This is a genomic window from Pyxidicoccus sp. M6, from assembly GCF_055568925.1.
This window is the reverse complement of sequence record NZ_CM145714.1, coordinates 12,346,603-12,369,076: the sequence shown is the minus strand read 5'-3', so window position 1 is coordinate 12,369,076 and position 22,474 is coordinate 12,346,603. Positions and strand designations below refer to the sequence as shown.

The 22,474-nt window shown below is 70.9% G+C and carries 16 protein-coding genes; 5 read left to right on the top strand and 11 right to left on the bottom strand.

Annotated elements, in window-relative coordinates:
- Window positions 1–51: 51 nt before the first annotated feature.
- The 7 genes from cheB to ACVTJA_RS48855 all read right to left on the bottom strand — a co-directional run bounded on the left by cheB (window position 52) and on the right by ACVTJA_RS48855 (window position 9,514).
- Window positions 52–1,113, bottom strand: a complete 1,062-nt coding sequence (gene cheB, locus ACVTJA_RS48885; protein WP_465831326.1) for a chemotaxis-specific protein-glutamate methyltransferase CheB — start codon at window positions 1,111–1,113, stop codon at window positions 52–54.
- Entirely contained in the window at window positions 1,110–3,254 is a 2,145-nt protein-coding gene (locus ACVTJA_RS48880) for a hybrid sensor histidine kinase/response regulator (RefSeq protein WP_465831325.1), read from the bottom strand. Before ACVTJA_RS48880 ends, cheB begins: the two co-directional genes overlap by 4 nt.
- A complete protein-coding gene (locus ACVTJA_RS48875) occupies window positions 3,254–4,897 on the bottom strand; it encodes a methyl-accepting chemotaxis protein (protein ID WP_465831324.1) in 1,644 nt (547 codons plus the stop codon). The genes ACVTJA_RS48880 and ACVTJA_RS48875 overlap by 1 nt, the downstream gene beginning before the upstream one ends.
- Window positions 4,894–5,493, bottom strand: a complete 600-nt coding sequence (locus ACVTJA_RS48870) for a chemotaxis protein CheW (protein ID WP_465831322.1) — start codon at window positions 5,491–5,493, stop codon at window positions 4,894–4,896. Before ACVTJA_RS48870 ends, ACVTJA_RS48875 begins: the two co-directional genes overlap by 4 nt.
- A 70-nt stretch (window positions 5,494–5,563) precedes the next feature.
- A complete protein-coding gene (locus tag ACVTJA_RS48865) occupies window positions 5,564–7,102 on the bottom strand; it encodes a CheR family methyltransferase (protein ID WP_465831321.1) in 1,539 nt (512 codons plus the stop codon).
- Window positions 7,099–7,572 (bottom strand): chemotaxis protein CheW, encoded by a 474-nt coding sequence (locus ACVTJA_RS48860; protein WP_465831319.1) that lies wholly within the window; start codon window positions 7,570–7,572, stop codon window positions 7,099–7,101. Before ACVTJA_RS48860 ends, ACVTJA_RS48865 begins: the two co-directional genes overlap by 4 nt.
- Window positions 7,573–7,675: 103 nt before the next feature.
- Window positions 7,676–9,514, bottom strand: a complete 1,839-nt coding sequence (locus tag ACVTJA_RS48855) for a CHASE domain-containing protein (protein WP_465831317.1) — start codon at window positions 9,512–9,514, stop codon at window positions 7,676–7,678.
- Window positions 9,515–9,710: 196 nt separating this feature from the next.
- Between ACVTJA_RS48855 and ACVTJA_RS48850 the strand changes: the two genes are divergently transcribed.
- Entirely contained in the window at window positions 9,711–11,285 is a 1,575-nt protein-coding gene (locus ACVTJA_RS48850; RefSeq protein ID WP_465831316.1) for a phytoene desaturase family protein, read from the top strand.
- Window positions 11,286–11,291: 6 nt separating this feature from the next.
- On the opposite strand, the gene ACVTJA_RS48845 is transcribed toward ACVTJA_RS48850, so the two are convergent.
- Window positions 11,292–11,885: a head protein gene (locus ACVTJA_RS48845; RefSeq protein WP_465831314.1), complete on the bottom strand. Its 594-nt coding sequence runs from the start codon at window positions 11,883–11,885 to the stop codon at window positions 11,292–11,294.
- Window positions 11,882–12,568, bottom strand: coding sequence for a hypothetical protein (locus ACVTJA_RS48840; RefSeq protein ID WP_465831312.1), 687 nt, complete (start codon window positions 12,566–12,568; stop codon window positions 11,882–11,884). The genes ACVTJA_RS48845 and ACVTJA_RS48840 overlap by 4 nt, the downstream gene beginning before the upstream one ends.
- 258 nt (window positions 12,569–12,826) lie before the next feature.
- On the opposite strand from ACVTJA_RS48840, the gene ACVTJA_RS48835 reads away from it, so the two are divergent.
- Window positions 12,827–13,684, top strand: a complete 858-nt coding sequence (locus tag ACVTJA_RS48835) for a hypothetical protein (protein ID WP_465831310.1) — start codon at window positions 12,827–12,829, stop codon at window positions 13,682–13,684.
- Between the two features lie 54 nt (window positions 13,685–13,738).
- Here ACVTJA_RS48835 and ACVTJA_RS48830 read toward each other — a convergent pair whose 3' ends face one another.
- A complete protein-coding gene (locus ACVTJA_RS48830; protein WP_465831309.1) occupies window positions 13,739–15,514 on the bottom strand; it encodes a methyl-accepting chemotaxis protein in 1,776 nt (591 codons plus the stop codon).
- A gap of 253 nt (window positions 15,515–15,767) precedes the next feature.
- On the opposite strand from ACVTJA_RS48830, the gene ACVTJA_RS48825 reads away from it, so the two are divergent.
- The 3 genes from ACVTJA_RS48825 (at window position 15,768) to ACVTJA_RS48815 (ending at window position 21,678) form a co-directional block, all read left to right on the top strand.
- Window positions 15,768–17,156, top strand: a complete 1,389-nt coding sequence (locus ACVTJA_RS48825; RefSeq protein ID WP_465831307.1) for a M57 family metalloprotease — start codon at window positions 15,768–15,770, stop codon at window positions 17,154–17,156.
- 110 nt (window positions 17,157–17,266) lie between these two features.
- The gene (locus ACVTJA_RS48820; RefSeq protein ID WP_465831305.1) at window positions 17,267–17,458 is read left to right on the top strand and encodes a CsbD family protein; all 192 of its coding nucleotides are present in this window, start codon (window positions 17,267–17,269) and stop codon (window positions 17,456–17,458) included.
- A 233-nt stretch (window positions 17,459–17,691) separates the two neighbouring features.
- Window positions 17,692–21,678, top strand: coding sequence for a hypothetical protein (locus ACVTJA_RS48815; protein WP_465831303.1), 3,987 nt, complete (start codon window positions 17,692–17,694; stop codon window positions 21,676–21,678).
- Between the two features lie 94 nt (window positions 21,679–21,772).
- Here the strand turns inward: ACVTJA_RS48815 and ACVTJA_RS48810 are convergent, their stop codons facing one another.
- Complete coding sequence (locus ACVTJA_RS48810; protein WP_206723799.1) at window positions 21,773–21,931, bottom strand: hypothetical protein; 159 nt, start codon at window positions 21,929–21,931, stop codon at window positions 21,773–21,775.
- Window positions 21,932–22,474: the final 543 nt, after the last annotated feature.

The following is a 22,474-nucleotide window of genomic DNA, read 5'->3' as shown; positions in this document are numbered from 1 at the left end:
TCCCGGCGTGGGGCGCTCCGCAACGAATTTACGGAAAGCCGATAGTGCGACTCAGGGAGCGGGCACCCCCAGCCGCACTCCCTGGAGCAGCCGTGAGGCGATGGAGGGCAGCGGCACCACCTCGTGCGCCAGACCGGCGCCCACCACCACGCCCGGCATGCCGTAGACGATGGAGGTGGGCTCGTCCTGGGCCAGCACGTAGCCGCCCGCGGCGCGAAGCTCGCGCACGCCCTCCAGGCCGTCCTGGCCCATGCCGGTGAGCACCACCGCCAGTGAGCGCGCCCCGTGCACGCGCGCCACGGACCGGAACAGCCACGTGGCGGACGGCCGGAAGCCATTCACCGGCGCCGCGCGGGACACCTCCACGCGCCCCTCGCCATGGAGGCCCAGGTGCCGGTCGTCCGGCGAGAGGTAGACGTGGCCGGGCAGCAATGGGTCGCCGTCCTCGGCCACCTTCACCGGCAGGGGGCCGGCGGTGCCCAGCCAGGTGGCGAAGCCCTGGCTGAAGCCGAGGGCGATGTGCTGCACCACCAGCAGCGGCACGGGGAAGTCCGCGGGCAACTCGGACAGCACGCGGTGGAGGGCGGCCGGGCCTCCGGTGGATGCGGCCAGCGCCACCACCGCCGGACGCTGCACGGGAGCGGCGGGGGCGGTGACGGCGGGGGGCGCGGGAGGCGTCGCGCGCTCGGGCCAGCGGCGCACCACCTTCACCTCGGCCATGGCCTTGAGGGTGTCGCGCAGGCGGCGGCTCTCGGCGTCGAAGTCCGGCGACTCCGGGCCCACCGGCTTCTGCAGCACGGCGAGCGCTCCGGCGCGCAGCGCGGCCATGGACGTCTGGATGTCGCGCTCCACCAGCGTGGAGACGACGACGACGGGCGTGGGCACCTCCGTCATGATGCGGCGGGTGGCGTCGAGGCCGTCCATGCGCGGCATCTGGATGTCCATCGTCACCAGGTCCGGCCGCAGGCGCTGCACCAGCTCCACCGCCTCCACGCCGTCCTTCGCCTCTCCCACCACCGTGAGGCCGGGGTCGGCGCGAAGGATTTCCACCAGCAGCCGGCGCGCGGTGGGCGAGTCCTCGGCCACGACGATTCGCAACGGGTTGTTCCTCATAACAGTCGCCTCAGCGTCTCCAGCAGGCTCGTCGGGTCGAAGGCACTCTTCACCAGGTAGGCACTGGCGCCGGCCTGGAGGCCGCGCGCCTTGTCCTCGGGCTTGCCGCGCGCGGTGACGAGCACCACCGGCAGCCGCGAGAAGCGCGGCGAGGCGCGCACGGCCTCGGTGAGCGCGAAGCCGTCCATGCGGGGCATCTCCACGTCCAGCACCAGCGCGTCCGCGCCGCCCGCCTGGAGCCGCTCCCAGGCCTCGGCGCCGTCGACGCACGCCACCACCTCGTAGCCCGCGCCTTCCAGGATGCTCTGCTCCAACGCGCGCGTGGTGGGCGAGTCGTCCGCCAGCACCACGCGGCGCCTCGTCCGCTGGGCCGCGGGGGCGGGGAACAGTGCCGCGGAGGGCCGTCCTCCCGCCGCGCGCACGAGGGAGACGGGGTTGAGCAACAGCGACAGCCGCCCGTCCGGCAGCACCGCCACGGAGGACACGTGCCGCGCCCGGCGCACGCGCGCGCCGAGCGAGCGCACCAGGGTCTCCTGCTCGGACAACACCTCGTCCACCACGAGCGCGGCGCGCGCGGTACCGGCGGCGAGCACCACCGCGCTCCGCCGTGTGCGCGGAGGACCGGGTGGCAGGCCCAGCACGTCCGCCAGCAAGACCAGGGGCACGAGCGCGTCACCGGAGGCCCACATGGGACGGCCTTCCACCTCGCGCACCTCGCTGGAGGCCAACCGGACGAGCCGCGCCACGCTCTCGCTGGCCAGGGCGAGTGTCTGCCCGCTCGCGGAGACCAGCAGCACGCGCAGGGTGCTCAGCGTGAGGGGCACATCGAGGAGGAAGGTGGTGCCCTGGCCCGGGCGCGTCGCCAACTCCACCGTGCCGCGCAGGGCTTCCACCTGCGTGCGCACCACGTCCAGGCCGACGCCCCGGCCCGAGACGCGCGTGACTTCCGTCGCGGTGGACAGGCCTGGAAGGAAGGCGAGCCGCGCGGCGTCCGCGTCGTCCTCCGGCACGTCGAGCCCGCGAGCCCGCGCCTGTTCTCGCAGGGCCTCCAGGTCGAGGCCACGTCCGTCGTCCTCCACCGTCACCTGCACGCGGCTGCCTCGCAGGCGCGCGGTGAGGGCGACGCGGCCCTCCTCCGGCTTGCCTGCGATGCGTCGCTGCTCCGGTGCTTCCAGCCCGTGTGCCACCGCGTTGCGCACGAGGTGGAGCAGCGGCTCACGAAGTGCCTGTAGTAACGAGCGGTCCAACTCCAGGGCGCCGCCGTGAATCTCCAATCGAGCGGCGCGGCCCAGCGTGCGAGCCACGTCTCGGGCGGCGCGCTCCAATCCCTCACATCCTTCGAGGAAGGAGAGGGTGCGCGCGCGGCGGACCTCGTCATCGAGGCCGGTGGCCACGCCACCGAGGGTGCGCCGGTCCGCGGCCAGCTCGCGAGCGACGCGGGCCAGCTCCGTCTCCGCGCGGCGCAGGGCTGCTTCGCCCGCCGTCCCGCGCACTGCCTCGCGAGCCTGGGTGAGGGATTCGCGCACGGACTCCAGGGCTTCGGCCCGTCCATCCAATCGCAGCGTGGCCACGCGGAGCTCGCCGCTGCGCGCGAGCAGCGCGTCCAGCTTCTGCGCGGACACACGCACCGGCAGCGTCTCGGCAACGCCGGGGCCGGGAGGTGGAAGCTCCGAGGCGGCGGGCTCGACGACGGCCGTTTCGCGCGCGGCGACACCAGGCGCGGGAGCTGATGGAGGCTCGGCGCGTCGGGCCGCTCGCTCCAATTGCGGTAGCAGCGCCTCGAGCGGAGAGCCGGCGAGGTCCTCCTTCGCGGCCAGCCGCCGCCCCGCATCATCCAGCGCATCCACGGTGGTGAAGCACAGCTCATACACCTCGGGAGCGCCGGCGCCCTCGTCGCGAACGCGCTCCAGCACCTCCTCCATCCGGTGACACGCCGTCTCCACCAGGGGCGTACTGGCCGCGCGCGCCGCGCCCTTCACGCTGTGCAGTGTGCGCAGCAACGAGGCCACGTGCTCCGCCGCGCGCGCCGGTGTCCGCTCGCGCTCCAGGGCGAGCAGCTCGCGGTTGAGCGAGGCCACATGCCCCTCGAGCTCCTCGAGGAACGTCGCCAGCAGTGCCTGCGCCAGCCGGTCCCGGTCCATCAGCGCCCGTACTCTCCCAGCAGCCCCTTGAGCTTCTGGCCCATGCTGTTGAGGTCCTGCATGGCGCGCTCCGTCTGCCGCGAGGACTGGACGGCCTGCTGCGTGGCCTGGTTCACGTCATGCATCGCCTGGCGAATCTGGGCGATTCCCGTGGCCTGCTGATTGGCCGACGCCGCAATCTGCGCCGCCGTCAGGGAAGCCTGGGCGAGCAGGTCGGACAGAGTCTGGATGTTGGCGCCCGCCTCGGACACCACGCGGGTGGCGGTGGCCACGCTCTTGGTGCCCTCCTCGGTGGTCATCACCGCGCCGTGGGTGGCCTTCTGAATCTGCCCCAGAATCTGGCGCACCTGGCCCGTGGCCTTCTTGGACTGGTCCGCGAGCGCCTTCACCTCGGCGGCCACCACGGCGAAGCCCCGGCCCTGCTCTCCGGCGCGGCTGGCCTCGATGGAGGCGTTGAGGGCCAGCATGTGCGTCTGCTCGGAGATGTCGTTGACGGTGGTGATGATGTCGCCAATGGCCTGCGCCTGCTCGGCGAGGGCGAGGATGCGCGAGGCGATGGACTCCACCTGCTCGCGCACGACGCCCATGGAGGCCACGGCCTCCTCCACCGCGCGCCGCCCGCCGCGGCCGACTTCCTCCGCGTGGCGGGCGGAGTCGCTCACTCCACGCGCGCGCGCCGCGGCCTCCTCGGACGTCTTGGTGATTTCCTCGATGGTGCTCACCGTCTCCGTCACCGCGCTGCCCTGCTCCTGCGCGCCGGCCACCTGCTCCGTGGTGCTGGCGAGAATCTGCGCGCTGGCTCCGGCGAGCTGGTTGACGAACTCCGCCACCGTCCGCAGCGTGTGCTCGCGCTGCTCGGCCTGCTTCGCGAGCTGGGCCTCGGCCTCGCGGCGACGCTCGGCCATGGCGTTGAAGGCGCGCGCCAGCTCCGCCGCCTCGTCGCTGCCCCGCACGTCGATGCGGTGCTCCAGTTGGCCCCGGCCGAGCTGCTCGGCGCCGACCATCAGCTTCTGCAGGGGAACGGTGATGCTCTTGGTGACGGCGTAGCTGCCCACCGCGACGATGGCGAGGCCGAGCAGGGAGCAGATGCCGAGCACCCACATGAGGCGGCTCGCCATGGCCTTGGCGTCCGCGGCATGGTCTTCCCACCGCTCCTGCTCGGCGGCGAGCATCTCGGCGCCGATGTCCCGCACCTGGCCCATGAGCTGCTCGCCCTGGCCCACCTTGATGTACCGAGAGCCACCCTCCAGGCCTTCCGCGCGGCGCACGCGGATGCCTTCGGCCAACCGGTCCATGCGCTCGGCGACGGCGGGCTCGAGCTGGCTGAGCCGCGCGCGCTGCTCGGCGTCGGAGGCCACCGCCTCGCGCAGCCGCGCCAGGTCTTCCTTCAGCGTGGTGGCGACCCGCTGATACGGCGCCAGGTACGGGTCCTCGCCGGTGAGGAGGAAGCCGCGCTGGCTGGACTCTGCCTCCAGCAGCAGCGTGCGTATCTCGCTGATGAGGCGGACGTCCTCCTGAATCCGCAGGAGGGTGTTGGTGCTGTCCGTGAGCTGGTTGGCGCCCTGGAAGGCCACGCCCGCCAGCACCAGCAGCACCAGCAGGGACAGTCCGAAGCCGAGTGCGATGCGATTCCCGATGCTCATACAGCTCCTTCCTCGGACAAATCGAAGACGAGGCGACTGTCACCCAGCAGCGCCTCTCCCTCCAGCACGAGCGTGCCGTCCTCTTCAGCGGCGGACACCAGCGCGGTGTCCACGGTGGCGGGCGGCGGCAGCAGCGCGCGCCCTCGCAGCAGGGTGACCTCTTCGACCTCCTCGGTGCGCAGGCCCAGCTCGGGCCGCCCCGCGCCGACGACGAGCACGGGCCCGGTGGCTTCCGACGGCGCGCGGCCGAAGAGGGGCGCCAGCTCGACGACGGGGAGCACCTCGCCATGCAGCAGCGTGAGGCCACGCAGCGCGGGCGGTGCGCCCGGCAGCGGCACCACTTCCGGTGCGCGCACGACTTCCAGCACGAAGCGCGACTCCAGCGTGTACCGCTGACCGGCGGTGCGGAAGTGGACGACCTCGCGCAGCGTGCCGGGCTCCGCCTCGGGCGTGGGCGCACGCGCGAGGGCGCGGGCACGGGCATCCAGCACGGCCCCAGCCTCCGCGGGAGCGAGGGTGCCCTCCGACTCCGCCAGGGCCGCCAGCCGTGCGAGTCGCGCGCGTGCCGCGTCCCAGTCGATTCCCGAGCCCGCCATCAGGTCGTCTCCCCAGACCGGGTGCGCTCACCGCGCGCCGCGTCCCTGTCGATTGCGCCGAACCTCGACATCACGTCGTCTCTCCGCCAGCAGCCAGGGCCGCTTTCAGCCGTGTCCGCTCACCGCGCGCCACCTCCGCGAGCGCACTGGCACGCTCGCCATCCGCGAGGGGAACGGGAGCGTCCGGGGGAAGGACGGAGCACAGCAGCTCCGCCTCGCTCCAGGCCTTGAGGGCACCTTCTGAATCACCACGCCGCCGGAGCACACGGCCGAGGACGAGCCACGCCACCACCAGCGAGGGCTCCAGGTACAGCGCCTGCCGCGCGGAGCGCTCCGCGTCGGCGAACCGGCCCTGACCGAGCAGCAGCAGGGACTCCAGGTACCGCAGCCCGGCGACGAGCGGGTGACGCGAGGCCGCTTCCGCGCAGGCATCCACGGCGGCATGGGCATCGAGGTTGGCGAGGACGCGCACCGCCTCCATGGCCACGGCCGCGTCCTCGTCGAAGGCACCGAGCCGCTGCGCGGCACCACGCCAGTTACCGCGCTCCAGGTCCGTCCGTGCCGCGGCGAGCGCCTCCACGTCCGGCGCGTGGGCCGCACGCGAGGGTGCGACGGGAGCGCCTGGTGCGCCACCGTCACGTGCTGGCGTCGGACCCGCTTCTGTCGCGTATCCAGGTCCCACACCCATCGGAACGGGTGCCGGCGCGCCGACGTCGGGCGAGAGCACGGCCCCGGACGGCCCGCGCGCCTCATGCACCGTCGAGGGCACGGACACGGCGGCACCGCGCAACGGCCGCCGGTAGAGCACACCCCATTCGGTCAGTACGGGCCGCAGCGGCGCCAATTCACCGAGCGGCGGGTCCGAGGGGCCGGTGAACAGGTAGCCCCCTTCCGCGAGCGCATCATGGAGCCTGCGGGCCACGGCCTCGATGGTGGCGCGGTTGAAGTAGATGAGGACGTTGCGGCAGAAGACGACATCCAGCTTCCAGATGCCGCTGTCCGCCGAGGGCCACGTGTCGAGCGCGAGGTTCAGGTAGCTGAAGCGCACGAGCTGCTGCACGTCGGGAGCCAGCACATACCTGCGGCCCTCCATGCGCAGGTGCGACCGCATCCGGTCCGCCCACGGGCCGCGCAGGGACCACTCGCCATAGTTCGCCTGCCGTGCCCGCGCGAGCGCGCCGCGAGACACATCCGTCGCATACACGGCCATGTGCTCGCCCCAGCCCTCGGCCTGGAGCAGCACCGCCATCGAGTACGGCTCCTCGCCCGAGGCACACGCCGCGCTCCACATGCGCACGGTGTGCTCCGGCCCGAGCCGCTCGCGAATCTCCGGCAGCACCACGCGGCGCAGGTGCTCGAAGTGCTCGGGAGTGCGGAAGAAGTACGTCTCGCCGACGGTGAGCTCGATGAGCAGGTCATCGAGCGCGGCCGGGTCCTCGGCGAGGCGCGCGCGGTACACGTCGAAGTCGGAGATGCCGGCGCGGGCCATGGCCCCGGAGATGGCGTCCTCGGCGGCGGCGGGGCAGCTCGGCGCGGCGAGCCCGGCGCGCTCCTCCACCAGCGCGAGCACGGCGGCGAAGCCGGGATGACTCCAGGGGCCCCAGCTCACGGCGTCTCCGGCGGCGAGGCCAGCGCGGCGTCGAGCTCCAGCGACTCGGCCTCGGAGAGGAAGGAGCGCAGGTCATGGACGAGCACGAGCCCATCCGCGAGCTTCGCGGCCCCGGCGACATGGCCCACGCCGGGCAGCTCGCGAGGCGAGGCATCCCACTCACCCGGGGCAAGCACGCGCAGCCCTTCCGCGCGGTCCACGCGGAGCACCACCTGTCTTGCCCCGGCGCGGGCGACGATGAAGTGGTCCAGGGGCGACAGCGGGCGGTGCGGGTGGCGGAAGCGGCGGCGCAAATCGAGGACGGGCAGCAGCTCACCGCGCAGGTTGAGCAGGCCCTCGACGACGGCGGGAGCGCGAGGCAGGGGGGTCAGGCGCGCGGCGCGCACCAGCTCGCGGACGTCCTCGGCGAGCAGGCCGTAGCGCTGGCCTTCCAGGGTGAACAGCAGCACCTCGCGCGGTGCGGGCTCCATGACCTGGGACATAGACACGGACGTGCGGGCTGTCGAACCCTCATGTGCGCTCGCGCGCGGGGTGTCCACCAGTGCCCAGTGGGCGGCGTGCTTCCCCGCTCGCTCAGTGCAGGGGAGCCCGGGGCTCCTCGGGCTCGGCCACCGTGGCGTGCGCTCCGTTCCCTGGCCCCGTCACCGGCAGCCGCACGATGAAGGTGGCCCCCTGGCCCGGAGTGCTCTCCACGGAGATGCGCCCGCCCAGTGCCTCCACGAGCTGCCGCGTGATGAACAGCCCCAGTCCCAGCCCGCCGTAGTGCCGGCTCGACACCGCCCGCTCGAAGCGGTCGAAGATGCGCTCCACGTCCTCGGGGGCGATGCCGATGCCCCTGTCGCTCACCTCCAGCAGCGCCGCGTCTCCGTCGCCGCGCACGCGTACGTCCACCGGCGCGCCCTGGCCGTATTTCAGCGCGTTGGACACCAGGTTCGTCAGCACCTGCTCCAGCCGCAGCCGGTCCCACCGGCCCGGCACCGGCTCCGGCGCGTCCACCGTCAGCCGCGAGCCTACCGACTGCGCATCCGTCTCGAAGCGCCGCACCAGCTCTCGCGTCACCTCGCCCAGCTCCAGCGGCTCCAGTCGCAGCTCCATCCGCCCGTGCATCAGCCGCGACACGTCCAGCAGGCTGTCCACGAGCTGCGACAGCCGCGTGGTCTGCCGCTCGCACGACGTCACCCCGTGCTCCACGCGCTCCGCGTCCAGCGGCCCGCCCTGGCGGAGCTGCCGGTACAGCAACTGCAACTGGAGCTTCAGCGACGTGAGCGGCGTGCGCAGCTCGTGCGCGGCGACGCCGAGGAATTCGTCGCGCAGCCGCACCGCCATCCGCGCCTCGCTTGCCAGCCGCTGCTGCTCCACGCTCGCGGCCTCGGCCGCGGCCCGGGCCTTCACCTGCGCGCGCGTCATCAGGAACAGCAGCAGCGTCACCAGCAGCCCGCCGACCACCACCGTGAAGAGCTCCACCTGGGTGTTCTTCTCGAGGAAGGACTCGCGCGCGGTGAAGACCAGCGTCCACGGCCGCCCGGCCACGGACATGGGCACCTCGCGGCGCAGGCCCAGCCGCAGCCCCTCCTCCCACGGGCCGTCCTCGACCGAGGTGTACAGCACGGAGTCGGGGCGCACGTTCTCGTCGTCATGCACCTCCAGGTCCACGGTGCCCTGGAAGCCCGGGAAGCGCAGCCCCTCCACCAGGTCCCCCATGCGGAACGGCGCAAAGACGAAGCCTCGCAGGTGGGCCCGGCGCAGCTCGGGCGTGGCCGGTTGCGTGCCCGCCGGGCCATCGTAGACGGGCACGTAGATGAGGAAGCCCGCCTGGGGCTGGAGGTCCGCCTCGTGCTCCTGCACCAGCCGCACCTTCCCGCTGGCCGCCGGCAGCCCCGTCTCCATGGCACGGCGCATGGCCTCCTGGCGGATGGGCTCGGAGTACATGTCGAAGCCGATGGCGCGGCGGTTGCGTGTGTCCAGGGGCTCCAGGAAGACGATGGCGGTGTGTTCCGCGCGGCCGTCCTTCGGCCACACGCGATAGTCCGTGAAGCCCTCACGGTGCACCGAGGCCTCGTGTGCCTCCACCTCTCCCGGCTTCAGCCACTGCGCGAAGCCGATGCCCTGGATGCCGGGGTAGCGCCGGCGCAGCTCCAGGCTCTCCACGTACGCGTGGAACTCGTCGCGCTTCACCACCTGGCTGCTGCTGAACAGCCCGCGCGTGCCGAGCAGCATGGCCTGGTACGTGTCCAGGCGCTGCTGGAGGCCCAGCTCGCCCTCGCGGACGGCGTCATCGAAGCGTTGGTTGCGCCGCTCGTCGATGCCTCGCTGCACGAAGAACGCGGAGACCCCCGTGACGGCCAGGCCGACCAGCAGCGCGCCGTACACGGACGCGTGACGGCGCAGGTGGGAAGACGGGAGGGGGAACACGATGTCGCGAAGAGCACGAAGCGGGGACCCCTGAATAGGGTCCACCAGGGCGATAACCCGACACCCGCGTTCCCGGGAGCCCCACCGTGCCATGGACGGAGCGCACCTGTCCGGCAGGCGAAAGGCCCGAAGGGCATCCGTCCGCCCGTGCACCGACAGGCGTGCAACGTTCCGGCCTTTCAGGCATCCATGCGTCATGGTGCGTCACGTCATCGTCGTGGGAGCCGGCCCTGGAGGCCTGTCCGCCGCCATCAACCTGGCCGGGCAGGGATTGCGCGTCACCGTGGTGGAGAAGGACGCGGTGCCCGGAGGGCGGATGAAGGGGTTGAAGCTCGGCGCGGCGGGCGAGTACGCGCTCGACACCGGGCCGTCCATCCTCCAGCTCCCAGGCGTGCTGGAGCAGATTTTCCGGCGCGCGGGGCGGCGCATCGGCGACTACGTGAAGCTCGTCCCGCTGGACATCAACACGCGGGTGCACTTCTGGGACGGCACGTACCTGGACACCACGCGGGACATGCCGCGCATGGAGGCGCAGGTGGCGAAGTACGGCGCGGAGAAGGCCGCCGCGCTGCGTGGGTGGATGGAGGAGGGGCGCGAGAAGTACGCCATCGCCTACGAGAAGTTCATCTGCACCAACGCGGGCAGCCTCGGGTACTACGCGCCGTGGCGGCTGGCGCCCACGCTGCGCTTCAAGCCGTGGCAGACGCTGTACCGGCAGTTGGACTCCTTCTTCCACGATGACCGGATTACGTACGCGCTGGCGTACCCGTCGAAGTACCTCGGGCTGCACCCGACGACATGTTCGTCGGTGTTCAGCGTGATTCCCTTCCTGGAGCTGGCCTTCGGCGTGTGGCACGTGGAGGGCGGCTTCCGCGAGCTGGCGCGGGGGATGATGCGCTGTGCGCAGGACCTGGGCGCCACGTTCCGCATGGGCACGGCGGTGGAGCAGGTGCGCGTGGAGGCGGGCCGCGCGGTGGGCGTGAAGCTGGCCAATGGCGAGGTGCTGGACGCGGACGCGGTGGTCGTCAATGCGGACCTGGCGTACGCGGCGACGAAGCTGCTGCCGGCCGAGGCGCGCGAGGGCTCGCGGCTGACGGACGCGGCGCTGGAGAAGGCGAAGTACTCGTGCAGCACGTTCATGGCGTACTACGGGCTGGACACGGTGTACTCGGAGCTGCCGCACCACCTCATCTACCTGTCGGACGCCGCGCGGCGCACGGACCGGGACGCGCTGGAGGACAAGCACGTGGACGTGGACGACCCGCCCTTCTACGTGTGCAACCCGACGGTGACGGACCCGTCAGGGGCGCCGAAGGGGCACTCCACGCTGTACGTGCTGGTGCCCACGCCGAACACGGCGAGGGATGTGGACTGGGCGGACACGGAGGCGAAGCTGCGGGAGCGCATCCCCGCGATGCTGGAGAAGGTGGGCTTGAAGGGCGTGCGCGAGCACATCCGCGAGGAGCGCTACTTCACGGCGGAGACGTGGCGGGACGACTTCAACGTGTTCCGCGGCGCGGTGTTCAACCTGTCGCACACGTGGCTGCAGTTGGGGCCGCTGCGGCCGAAGGTGAAGAACCGCGACATCGAGGGGCTCTACTGGGTGGGCGGTGGCACGCACCCGGGCAGCGGGTTGCTCACCATCATGGAGAGCGCCAACATCGCGGCGGACTACCTCACGCGCGAGGCCGGTAAAGGGCCGCTGCCGGGCTGGCCGTACGTGCCGCCGCTGGACGCGGCGGAGTCGGAGCCGCAGGTGCGGACGGGGTGAGGCGGGTTACTCGGGCTCCACGTCGTAGTTGATGGAGCCCGGGGGCGCGGCGCGCGAGAGCGGGTAGATGGCGCGGAGGCCGACCTTGTAGTGGTACGCGACGAGGTGAGGCTCGCCGGCAATCGTGATGACCACCTGTTGGGGGGGCTTCGGTTGGCTGTCCACCCAGGCTCGGGCTTGTTCCAGCGTGTCGAACGTGGCCACTGGTGCGGAGAGGCCGTCGTCGAGCATCTCCCGGAGGTAGTACTCGAGCGTGCGAGTCTGGAGCAGATAGCGACGTTTGAGGTCGGGTGAGCAATTGGCGTAGTGGTACTCGCCTGCAATCAAGACATCTGCGCCGGTTGGAGGGTTCGGATGATTCTTCAGCCAGTCCTCGGCGCTCTCCTTCGTGTCGAAAGTCGCGATGACGAGCGGGGGCGCATCGGCTTGGAGGCTCTCGCGATAGGCCTCGAAGTCGTGGGACTGCCCGGTCGCGTGGATGAAGTCGAGCGCGTTCCTGGCCGCACTCAGGTACTCCTTGTCCTCCTCGGACGTGGATTCCTCCCAGAGTTTTCCCAGGAGGTTCAGGACGCGAAAATGGAACTGCCAGTCCTCCTTCATGGTGCGGCCTCCGCCATCCAGGACTCAGAGGGAGTCGCGGGCTCGGCCAGGAGCACGGCAGGCGCGAGGAGGATAAGCCCCGCGCCAGCGGAGAGCACCACGAAGGCCACGCCCGCCACGACGACCACACTTCCTACCAGGACCGTCTTGCGGTTGCGCTTCAGCCAATCCACCGCGCTGTCGATGGCTGTGAACTCTTGAGGCTTCAGTTCCTGCAGCTCGCTGCAGTCTCGATACGGCTGCCAGCATTTCCCCCGGCAGAACTTCCGTTTGTTGGCCTTGCTGGCCTTCCTGGGCATGTCGGAGGTGATGTGTCCGTAGCCTGGAGCGAGGGGGCGTGACAGGCACTCGTCGATGCAATCGACGAATTCCTGATGGCAGTCCCGCGGATGCGCGACCACGGGCAGAAAGTTCCGGGTCCCTCTGCGTGCGCGTGACAGGAACCTGTACTCCGCCAGGTTCACCTCCTCGGCACGCTGCCAGGAGTGGGTCACGGTGCCGTCGGGCAGCTCCCGGATGAAGAGCACGAAGCGGGTGAGCTCGCTGGCGCTGGCTGGAGCGACCATGTGGTGCGTGGAGCCGCAGGCCACGAGAAGTGCGCTGAGTAGTGCGGCCGTGAAGCTCGTCAATGTCGGGGGATTCGCATGGAGAGGGCGCCAGACGGAGCGCGCACGGTAGGTCATCCCCACGCACTCCGTTCGAGAGATCGCGGCTCCGGAGCCCGATTTTCCGGCTTCGGCGGCGGTCGGCCCCAACGGATGCGACGTTGACTGACCTGGCAGGCGTGGAGGCGTGCACCACCCCTCGAAACGAATGCCAGGACTGAATCCGAACCCCGCGCGGGCTGAGCCTGCCTCCCCCTCGGGCAGTCAGACCGAGGTTCCATCGCGCGGCGGGCGCGGAAGGTGCGATGCTGACACCCTCTCCTGGAGGAGACGCGCATGCCCTTCTTCATCCCCTTCGCCATGGGTGGCCTGGTGCTGACGGCACTGGGGCTCGGCGTGAAGCGGGTGCTGGGAGAGGCGGAGCCCCGGACGCCCGAGGAGGCGAGGGTACGCGATGCGCGAGCACGTCACCGCGAGGCCCTGGCCTCCCTCAAGGCCGCACGGCTGCGCGTGAGGGACGGCGTCACCGCATGGGGCGAGCTCCAGTCCCGCGCGCACTCGGAGGGTGTGGTGCCCTTCCGCGCGCTGTTGGAGCGGCTGGAGCGCTGGGAGCTCGCGAGGGAAACCGACGTGCTCGAACCCGGCGCACTCGAGGCGCTGCGAGCCCTGCCATTGGAGCCGGCGTTGCGCGGCACGGTGCGCCCGTGGCCATTGATGGGCGCGGGCGCGGAGGCACCGTCAGCACTGGTCCCCGTGCTGACGTGGCTGGACCGTGGCTGGCTGGAGGAGGACGCGCCGCCGGTGGTGGTGGACGGCGCGTCGCTGTTCGAAGCCGCGGCACCGTGGACCGCGACGATGCCGGGCACGGAGCCAGAGGCGCGCGAGCGAGCACTGGACGAAGCCGCTGGAACGCTGGCGCAGGCAACGCGCTTCCTCGGAGCGCTGCACGCCACGCTGGAAGTGAGGACCGTGCGAGTGGCTGGTGTGTACGGACGGGTCTCGGCACAGCTCGCGTACCTGGACCCGGCCAGCTTCGAGGACGGAAGTCCGGAGCCTCGCGAACGGCTGCGGCGATTGGCCGAGCTGATGGGCGAGCTGGCAGTGCTGCTCCGCGCGCCCGTGCTGACGTTGGAGGGGAGGCTCGCACCCGAGCCGCCCGCGTCATCCCGCGAGACGTCAACGCCTCGCACGTAGTGCCTCACTCCGCGCCCGGAGCTCCGCGGCCGCGCGCCAGGCGACTGACGGCGCTCAGACGTAGCGCTCGGCCAGCTGGGACACCTGTCCCGTGGCCTGGCTGACGGCGGTGGCCGCCTGCTGCGTGGTGTCCAGGTGGCGCAGCGTGTCCGTCGTCAGCTCGTCCAGCTCGCGCACGGCGGCGAAGAGCTGGTCCACGCCCTGGTGCTGCTGGGACACGGCCTCCGTAATCTGCCGCACCGCCGCGGCGGACTCCTGGGACAGCGCGGCCAGCTCGCGCAGGCGCTCGCCGCTGTTGCGCAGCGGGGCCAGCGCCGTCTCCACTCCCTCCGCGCCCCGGTCCGTCATGGCCGTGGCTTGATGGGTGGCGTCAGTCATGGACTCCAGCAGCCCGCGCACCTGGTTGGTGGCCTGAATCGACTGGTCCGCCAAATCGCGCATCTGCCGCGCCACCACGCCAAAGCCCTTGCCGTGCTCGCCCGCGCGCGTGGCTTCAATCGCCGCGTTGATGGCGAGCATGTGCGACTGGTCCGCCAGCGCCTTCACCACCTCGGACACGCGGCCCACCTCGCGAGCGCGCTGCTCCAAATCCAGCATCTGGTCGTGCAGGCCGGCGGCGATTTCGCGGATGGACGAGAGCCCCTTCTCGGTGCCGGCGAGCGACTCCTCGCCCAGCTTGCCCACGGCGGCGGCCTTCTCCGCCACGCGCAGGATGCTGGTGGCGCGCGAGGCCGTCACGTGCGAGGCCTGCTGGATTTCCTGCGCGGTGGCGCGCGCCTGGTGCAGCGCCGCGGCCTGCCGCGACAGCGTCTGGTTCTGCTGCGTGCTGGCCTGCGACAGCCGGTGCCCGGCCACGGCCAGGTCTCCGGCGGAGGAGCGCAGCGACCGCGGCAGCTCCTGCAACCGCTGGTAGAGCTGCCACGTGTTGGCCGCGAGGTCTCCCATCTCGTCCGAGGACACCCACTGCGGCGGCGCGGCGCGTCCCTCCACCAGCGCCTCCAGCGAGGCACCCACCGCGCGAGAGCCCCGCGCCAGCCGGCGGGCGGCCCACGCCGCGGTGAGGATGGAGCCCAGCGCCGCGTAGCCGCCGAACATCACCACCGGCAGCACCAGCTCCTCGCGGAGCGGATTGATGGTGGCCTGCACGCGCTCCGAGGCCCCCACGTCGCCCTTCTTCTTCAGGTCCGCCGCCAGCGCGCCCAGCCCGCGCTCCAGGCGCAGGTTCAGCGTGACGATGCTGGTGAGGCAGGTGACGAGCAGCGCGGAGACGACGGTGGCCGGCAGCAGCCAGAGCTGGCGCGGCGCGAAGCCGTCACCCGCGGGCCGCGCGGTGGGCGCCTGACGGTACGCGTCCAGCACCGTGGGCATCATCACCCGCTCGAAGGCCATGAACATCAGCGGGCAACTGAAGAGCCCCGCGCTGACCGCCACCGCCACGCCCACGAAGACCACCGAGGCCGGCCGGTTCAGCAGCAGCGCCACCCCGCCGTTGAAGAGGATGCCTCCCACCGTCCACGACACCATCGTCTCGACGAAGGCCAGGGTCGCGGGGATGCGGATCAACCGCTCCACCCGGAGCGCGCCCTCGGAGCTGAAGGCCCGCCGCAGCAGCCACGGCGTCACCAGCAGGGGCTGCGCCACCGCGCACAGGCCCAGGACCAACGGAGTGATGACGCCGAGGAAGATGCGCCGCTCGTGGTCCCCGTTCAGGTCGAGCAGCTGCATGTCGACGTAGAGCGCGGGCGTGAAGGCCACAGTGGTGATGATGGACCTGAAGAAGTACAGCCGCAGCAACAGCGCGCCAGGGGTCGGGAGCGTCGAGGTGGACATCGGAAGCTGTACTCCAGGGTGTCAGTAACCCCAGCCTGGGGCGCGAACACGCCCCCCGTCAATGTCCCGGCTTACTACCGGTTAGAACAGCTTCTCTCGCAATTACAGGGCACCCGGTGCGGGTCCCTTCCCACCCCCGGAGTCCGCTCCTCCCGGCTGGGTGGATTGCAAATAAATCTTGAATTACCCGTTTGGTTCTGGATCGCGCGGCGGGGGGCTGGCTTGCTGCCGGCTCCAACAAAGGAAGGCATCCATGAATCGTTCTTCGAACCCGTCCTCGCGGAATGCGCGCCTGTTGTGGGCCGCGGGGCTGGTGTCGCTGGGGATGGTGGGCTGCGGTGAGGTGCGGGAGGCGCCCGCGTCCGAGACGCGTGAGCCGGTGCTCACCTATGAGGAGTTCCGCGCGCAGGCGTGGCGCGAGCCGGACACCGGCATCTACGTCGTCGACGGCGACACGCCCGTGTTGGGCGAGGACGGGCTGCGCGAGGTGTACCGGGACTACGCGCGCGCCGCGCGGGCCGACGAATCCGAAATCGGCACGCAGCGCGCGCCGCTCATCGTCAACCGGGTGAACAACGCGGATGACCGCTGGGACTACCGGCGCCAGCGCAACATCACCTACTGCGTGAGCACGGCGTTCGGCTCCAACTACGCCGCGGTGGTGAACGCCATGAATGGGGCCACGGCCGCGTGGCAGCAGGTCAACGTGCGCTTCCAGCACCGGAGCGACCAGGACGGCGCGTGCACCGCCGCCAACGCCAACGTCATCTTCGACGTGCGTCCGGTGAGCGGCCAGTCGTACCTCGCGCGCGCCTTCTTCCCCAGCTACCCGCGCGGCAGCCGCAACGTGCTCATCGACTCGACGTCCTTCGGCAACAACGCGCCGTGGACGCTGACGGGCATCCTGCGTCACGAGCTGGGCCACACGCTCGGCTTCCGCCACGAGCACACGCGCCCCGAGTCGCGCACCTGCTTCGAGGACAACAACTGGCGCGCGCTCACGGCGTATGACGCCGCGTCGGTGATGCACTACCCGCAGTGCAACGGCTCCAACCGGGGTGATTTGAATCTCACCGGCTCGGACGTGAATGGCGCGTACGCGCTCTACGGCCCGACGTCGGACCGGGACGTGGACGTGGCGTTCTACCTCCTCAACCACGGCGACCTCACCAACGCCTTCGGTGCCACCAACTGGGACGCGGCGCGCAGCCACTGGCTCAACGCGGGCATCCCCGAGGGCCGCCGCGGCGCGTCCCACTTCGACGTGCGCTACTACCTGGGCCTCTACGGCGACCTCCAGGCGGCGTTCGGCGCGACGAACTGGCCGGCCGCGCGCAGCCACTGGCTCAACGCGGGCGTCAGCGAGGGGCGCCGCGGCTCGCTCGAGTTCGACGTGCAGTACTACCTGGCCACGCACGGAGACCTTCGCGCGGCGTTCGGCACCAACTACGCCGCGGCGCTGGACCACTGGCGCACCCAGGGCATCTACGAGGGCCGCCGCGGCTCGGCGGACTTCGACGTGCAGTACTACCTGGCCAACAACCCGGACGTGGCCGCGGCCTGGGGCCCCACCAACTACCCGGCGGCGCTGGAGCACTGGATTTTCTACGGCCGCGCGGAGGGGCGGCGCGGCGCGCCCTGAGGTCCTACGCCCGGCGGACAGGCGTGCGGGCCCCCGGCACCTGCACGCCACCGCGCGCATGCCCACCCTTGAAGGGCCAAAGGCATCAGCCAAGGGAAAGGAGCTCCGACATGGGTGAGTGGACCGACAAGGCCAAGGGCCGCGTGAAGGAAACCGTGGGCGTTGCCACGGGCGACCGTGAGCTGGAGGCCGAGGGAAAGACCGACACGGCGAAGGGCAACATCAAGGAGAAGGTCGAGGACGCGAAGCGCGCCATCAAGGACGCGTTGGACTCCGACAAGCCGCGCCGGGGGGAGCCGTAGCGCTCTGTCCTGCTGTCGTAGGTGACTCGGGCCGCGGGGGCTTTCCCTCGCGGCCCGTCGTCGTTCGAGGCCCGCGCTTCCCACACGGATGACACCCACCCGGGGTGGTTTTCGCCTCGGAGAACAACCAGCTTTTCAACCTTCCCCCGTATCAGGCGCAGGGCGGTGCTCGCGGAGTGCGTATCGCCGTGGCGCCGTACCGACCACACCGAGTTTAGAGGGGGAAGTCCTTCATGCATGAGTCCGTGAATTCGACGCTGACGGGAGAGGTGCGCCCGTCGGCCCGGCGCCCACGCGCCCTGCGGGGCCTGTTGGCCGCGCTCGTCCTCTGGGGTTGTGGCGAGGCGGGCCCGCCAGAAGCAGTCCCCGCGCCCGTGGAGGAAGCGGTGGTCACCACGAAGGAGGCGCTGACCTGCGCGCCCTCCGAACTCGGCCCCGAGGTGACGTGCGCCGGCAACCTCACCTACAGCCTGGAGTGCTACGGCCTCCAGTCCGCGCAGCGCTGTGGCGAGGACACGGGCCCCCAGACGTGCACCACCTACAACACCTGTGAGCACCCGGACTTCGGCACGCGGCGCGGCACCTTCCAGATGGTGGCGGGCCAGGGCAAGTACGAGGGGACGCTGGACTGCGAGGCGACGGCCACGGCCCAACTGTCCATGCTGAGCCCCGAGGACCGCCAGGGCGTCACGTACACCTGGTACATCAGCAATGACGGGGGCCCGATTGAAGTATCCCTCCTCAAGTCCTCCGGCGCCGGAGAGCCGTCCTCCGGCATCGTCGCCGAGTACTGCCACATCACCTTCTCCAACTACCCCATCGGGTACGAGTCCGGCACCGGGCCGCAGTGCGGCACCTCGCAGTCCACGTGCTCTCCGGCGTGCGTGAATCCGCAGACGTGCCAGGTCAACGGAGCCTGGGTCACCGGCGCGCAGTGCGGCACCATGGTGGGGCCGTGCTCGGCCACCAGCCTGTCGCCCGTCTACAAGTCGTGCCGCCACCCGGACCACGGGCTGGCGCCGGACGCGGAGTGCGGCGCGGGCTTCGAGAACGCGCAGGCGCCCGCCGGCTCCACGCCGGAGCAGGCCACGGCTCTGGCCGCGTCGCAGTGGACGGCCTCGAAGAGCCTGGGCTCGCCCGTCTATGACGCGCCCATGATGTGCTCGGATTGCCGGGGCATCCTGCGCCTGACGGCCGACGAGCTGAACCGGCGCGTGTACACCACCGCGGCCGTCTACAAGCGCGACGCGAAGCTGCACATCCTCGCGGGCTCCGCGTACTTCCTCGCCCGCGACAACCCGGCCATGACGCAGGCGGAATTGGCGGCGGGGCTGAATGCCATCTCCACCGCTCTGGCCGCCTACTCCTTCGACCCCGCGCGGGATGGCAGCGGCCCGCTGGTGCGGCTGATGATTCGCATCCTCGGCCGGGCCGAGCCGGCCATGGCCACCACCTCGCCCGCGGGCAGGGCCCTCCGGGCGTACGCGCAGGCCTTCCTGGGCAGCATGCGCGGTGGGTTGGACCTGGAGCGCGCGCTGGCCTCCAGCCACACGCAGGTGGAGCGCTACGCGGAGGCCGAGGCCTTCATCGAGGCGTCCTGGAACCAGCTCCATGACCAGGCGCGGGCGAACCCCGCGCTGGCGGCGGCGGTGAACAGCGGCGCCATCGGCACCGCGCTGGGTGTGGCCACCACCAGCACCGCCCAGCAGATTCTGGCGGTGTACGCGCTGGAGCCGCTGGAGTCGTTCGTGCTCGCCCACCTGACGCCGGACGGCGGCCTGTCCACGACGACGACGCAGGCCCGCGCCCTGGTGACGCAGGCCTCGTCGCAGGGCATCCAGGCCGCGCAGGACTACGCCAACATGCTCTACGCGCTCAACACGGCCGAGCAGGCGTACCGCAACAGCATCGACCTGCCCGGCCCCTCGGGCACCTCGGCGTCGATGGCGATGGCCACCGCGAGCCCGGCCACGGACCTCGCCACCGCCATCCAGCAGGCGAAGACGCGGCGCGCGGAGCTGGCCGGCCAGCTCAACGGCGTGCGCGAGGGCGTGCACTCCGGCCTGGGCATGGCGGCGGACCTCTTCCGCAAGAATGGCGAGACGCAGTTCGCGGACGACATCGTCAAGTTCAGCAACGCGCTCAACACCACGCTGGAGTCGGTGGCCCGCTACGCGGAGAGCTCCATCAAGATTGCGGAGAAGGTCTCCGGCTTCCTGGGCCTGGGGGTGAAGGGCTTCGAAATCGTCAGCGCCGCCGTCTTCAGCGGTCAAATCATCAGCGCGGCCTTCCAGCTCTTCTCGCTGCTGCGCAAGCCCGCCGAGCCGCCGATTGAAGCCATCATCCTCGCCGAGGTCCGCAAGCTGCACGCGCTGGTGGAGCAGATGCAGGGGCAGATGACCTCACGGTTCGACAGGGTGGATAGACGCCTCAATCAAATCCACCAGGAGATGCAGAGCCGCTTCGACCTGGTGGACTGGAACCTGGGCCAGGTGAACCAGAACGTGGCCGAGACGCAGCGCGCGCTGTACTCGCTGCAGGCGAACCTCAACCGCATCGACCTGAACATGTACGAGTACCTGCTCGACGTGAAGCGGGACCCGTTCGAGTCCGCGGTGTGGACGTACCTCGGCTGGAGCACGCGCCACTCCATTCCCATGGACTACGCGACGCACTTCATCCCCGCCGAGAGCACGCTGTCGCAGTGGGCCGCGCTCGACTCGAGCCAGTCCCAGACGCTGGCGGGCATCGACGGGCGGGGCAGCAACACGGCCCTCTCCCCCACGTCGGAGCTGGCGGGCCACTCGCTGTCCTACAACATCAACTACCTGCGCGAGTTCCCCGTGCAGCTCGGCCGCGGGATGCTGTACCCCGAGCGCCTGTCCAGCCCCATGGACTGGATGGCGGGCGCGGAGGCCTACGCGCAGCTCTTCGAGGAGCAGCCCGTGCACGGCGCCGCCATGCTCAGCACGCGGCACGGCAACATCGCCACCAAGGGCGCGCAGCTCGACGCGGCCCTGCGCAACATCGACAAGGACCTCTTCGCCCGGCTGCACGCGCGCTACACGGCGGACTGGAACGCGATGAAGGGGCTGCTGGAGACCTCCGCGAACAACTGGAAGTGGGATGCGAACCGCAAGCTGTACGGCATCGACATCTGGGGCGCGCCGGAGCAGGAGCCCGCGCAGCACTACATGAAGCTGGAGTCGCCGTATGTGCAGCGGCCCCTGATGCGCTGCCGCAGCAACATGTCGGACTGGTACGACATCAACGGGGACGGCTCGCCCGAGACGATGGACACGGACCCGGCGCGCTGGTCCAACGACGCGCTCCGCCCGCTCTTCATCGCCGACAACCTCGACGTGGACAGCGGCCGCATCGACATCTGCGTGCTGGGCGAGTGGGTCTGGTACAACGCCATCCCCACGGGCTTCCAGGACTACGTCCAGTGGTTCTTCCGGCTCAAGGCCACCGTCTACGTGCGCTACTGGTACTTCGAGGGCGGCACGTGGAAGGTGCAGAACCTCTACGTCCACAGCCGCCAGTCGAACCGCATCGAGACGCAGCGCACGATGCGCCAGACCCAGGTGCCCACGTTCGACCCGAACGCCACCTTCGAGGCGGACAAGTCGGTGCAGCGCAACTGGGGTGAGTTCCTCGACCCGAACGCCAACGCCTCCGCGTGGTACTCGGTCCTCACGTCGGACGCCTTCCGGTCGTCCATGCGCCAGAAGGTGGTGGAGCGGCTGCGCCAGGAGCAGCGCGACTTCTACGACTCCATCGCGGACCGGATGGAGCAGTCGGGTGACGCGCTCCAGCTCCAGGCGGACCGGCTGACGGGCTCGAAGCTGGTGTGGCGCTCGTACGTGGCGCTCGGGCTGCCGCTGTCGCTGGAGCACGACGAGGAATTGCGCGCGCTGCTGTACGGAGAGGACGCGCTCCTGTCCGGCCAGGACGTGCCCTCCACGCACGACGTGGAGACCGCTCCGGTGATGGATGACCTGGTGGACGTGTACCGGCTGTTCAGCACCGCGGCCACGCTGCCCAATCACCACGTCCTCTCGGACCTGGACACGGCGACGCGGACGCGGGCGGACCGGCTGAAGGCCATCCTCGACGCCACCGTGGACGCCCAGTCCAGCGCGGGCGGCCCCGAGGCCAGCTCCTGGGTGGATGCCACGCTGCTGCGGCTGCGGCTGAGCGCCCCTCCTCCGCACTGAAGCTGTTGCTGCTGATGGCGCCGTGAGTCGCTTGCGAGGACTCACGGAATGGAACGGGCCGCGGGGGATGTGCTCCCGCGGCCCGTTTTCGCGTTCAGCGCTTGGTCACCGGCGGGCAGGCCACCTCGAGGAACGTGGTGGTCTTCCCGCTGAGCATGACCCACAGGCAGCGCAGAACACAGCTGGCACCGAACTCCCGATAGATGAGCCCCAGGTTGGCGACCACCTCTCGTCCGGTGATGACCCCGCGCATTGGTACTACCCCCTTCTTCGCTTCCCGACCGACCCCGCCGCCCGCTGCACCGAGCGCCGCCGCGACATCCCCTCTGCAAACCGCTGGCCGTGCTTCGTGTGGCCGTCCGGAGTCGCTCTGTTGCCCTCCGGACGTGCCAAGCACGCCAACCGCCGTTCGCCGATGCACGGCCCCCTGCGCCCAGGTGTGATACGGGCGTCGCGCCGCTGGAGATTTTTCAGGGTCCGAGTCCACGGTGTGACGCACGTGACGGACTCCGCGCGGTGGCACCCGGGCGGCCGCGTCCTGACGTGACGCGCCGCGGATTCGAGGCGCCGCGTGGATTCGAGGCGCGGCGCGTGATTCCCGGAACCAGCCTCCTCGGCGCTGGCTGGACGCGCCCGTGTAGTGGGACGTCGCCATGGTGTCTGTCCATTCCCCTGGATGACGGTTCAACGGCGGTGTCTGGGAATGTTCCCGCGCGGTGAAGTGAATGTGGTCACGCGGAGGCTCTTGCCCGGCTACCGCATCAGCGGCCCGGCGACCCGGGTTGCACTGTTGGCA

What these genes read in the sequence shown, in the direction of transcription:
- cheB (WP_465831326.1), bottom strand. Translation starts at nt 1,113, where the DNA reads ATGAGGAACAACCCGTTGCGAATCGTCGTGGCCGAGGACTCGCCCACC.
- ACVTJA_RS48880 (WP_465831325.1), bottom strand. Translation starts at nt 3,254, where the DNA reads ATGGACCGGGACCGGCTGGCGCAGGCACTGCTGGCGACGTTCCTCGAG.
- ACVTJA_RS48875 (WP_465831324.1), bottom strand. Translation starts at nt 4,897, where the DNA reads ATGAGCATCGGGAATCGCATCGCACTCGGCTTCGGACTGTCCCTGCTG.
- ACVTJA_RS48870 (WP_465831322.1), bottom strand. Translation starts at nt 5,493, where the DNA reads ATGGCGGGCTCGGGAATCGACTGGGACGCGGCACGCGCGCGACTCGCA.
- ACVTJA_RS48860 (WP_465831319.1), bottom strand. Translation starts at nt 7,572, where the DNA reads ATGGAGCCCGCACCGCGCGAGGTGCTGCTGTTCACCCTGGAAGGCCAG.
- ACVTJA_RS48850 (WP_465831316.1), top strand. Translation starts at nt 9,711, where the DNA reads ATGGTGCGTCACGTCATCGTCGTGGGAGCCGGCCCTGGAGGCCTGTCC.
- ACVTJA_RS48845 (WP_465831314.1), bottom strand. Translation starts at nt 11,885, where the DNA reads ATGAAGGAGGACTGGCAGTTCCATTTTCGCGTCCTGAACCTCCTGGGA.
- ACVTJA_RS48840 (WP_465831312.1), bottom strand. Translation starts at nt 12,568, where the DNA reads ATGACCTACCGTGCGCGCTCCGTCTGGCGCCCTCTCCATGCGAATCCC.
- ACVTJA_RS48835 (WP_465831310.1), top strand. Translation starts at nt 12,827, where the DNA reads ATGCCCTTCTTCATCCCCTTCGCCATGGGTGGCCTGGTGCTGACGGCA.
- ACVTJA_RS48830 (WP_465831309.1), bottom strand. Translation starts at nt 15,514, where the DNA reads ATGTCCACCTCGACGCTCCCGACCCCTGGCGCGCTGTTGCTGCGGCTG.
- ACVTJA_RS48825 (WP_465831307.1), top strand. Translation starts at nt 15,768, where the DNA reads ATGAATCGTTCTTCGAACCCGTCCTCGCGGAATGCGCGCCTGTTGTGG.
- ACVTJA_RS48820 (WP_465831305.1), top strand. Translation starts at nt 17,267, where the DNA reads ATGGGTGAGTGGACCGACAAGGCCAAGGGCCGCGTGAAGGAAACCGTG.
- ACVTJA_RS48815 (WP_465831303.1), top strand. Translation starts at nt 17,692, where the DNA reads ATGCATGAGTCCGTGAATTCGACGCTGACGGGAGAGGTGCGCCCGTCG.
- ACVTJA_RS48810 (WP_206723799.1), bottom strand. Translation starts at nt 21,931, where the DNA reads ATGCGCGGGGTCATCACCGGACGAGAGGTGGTCGCCAACCTGGGGCTC.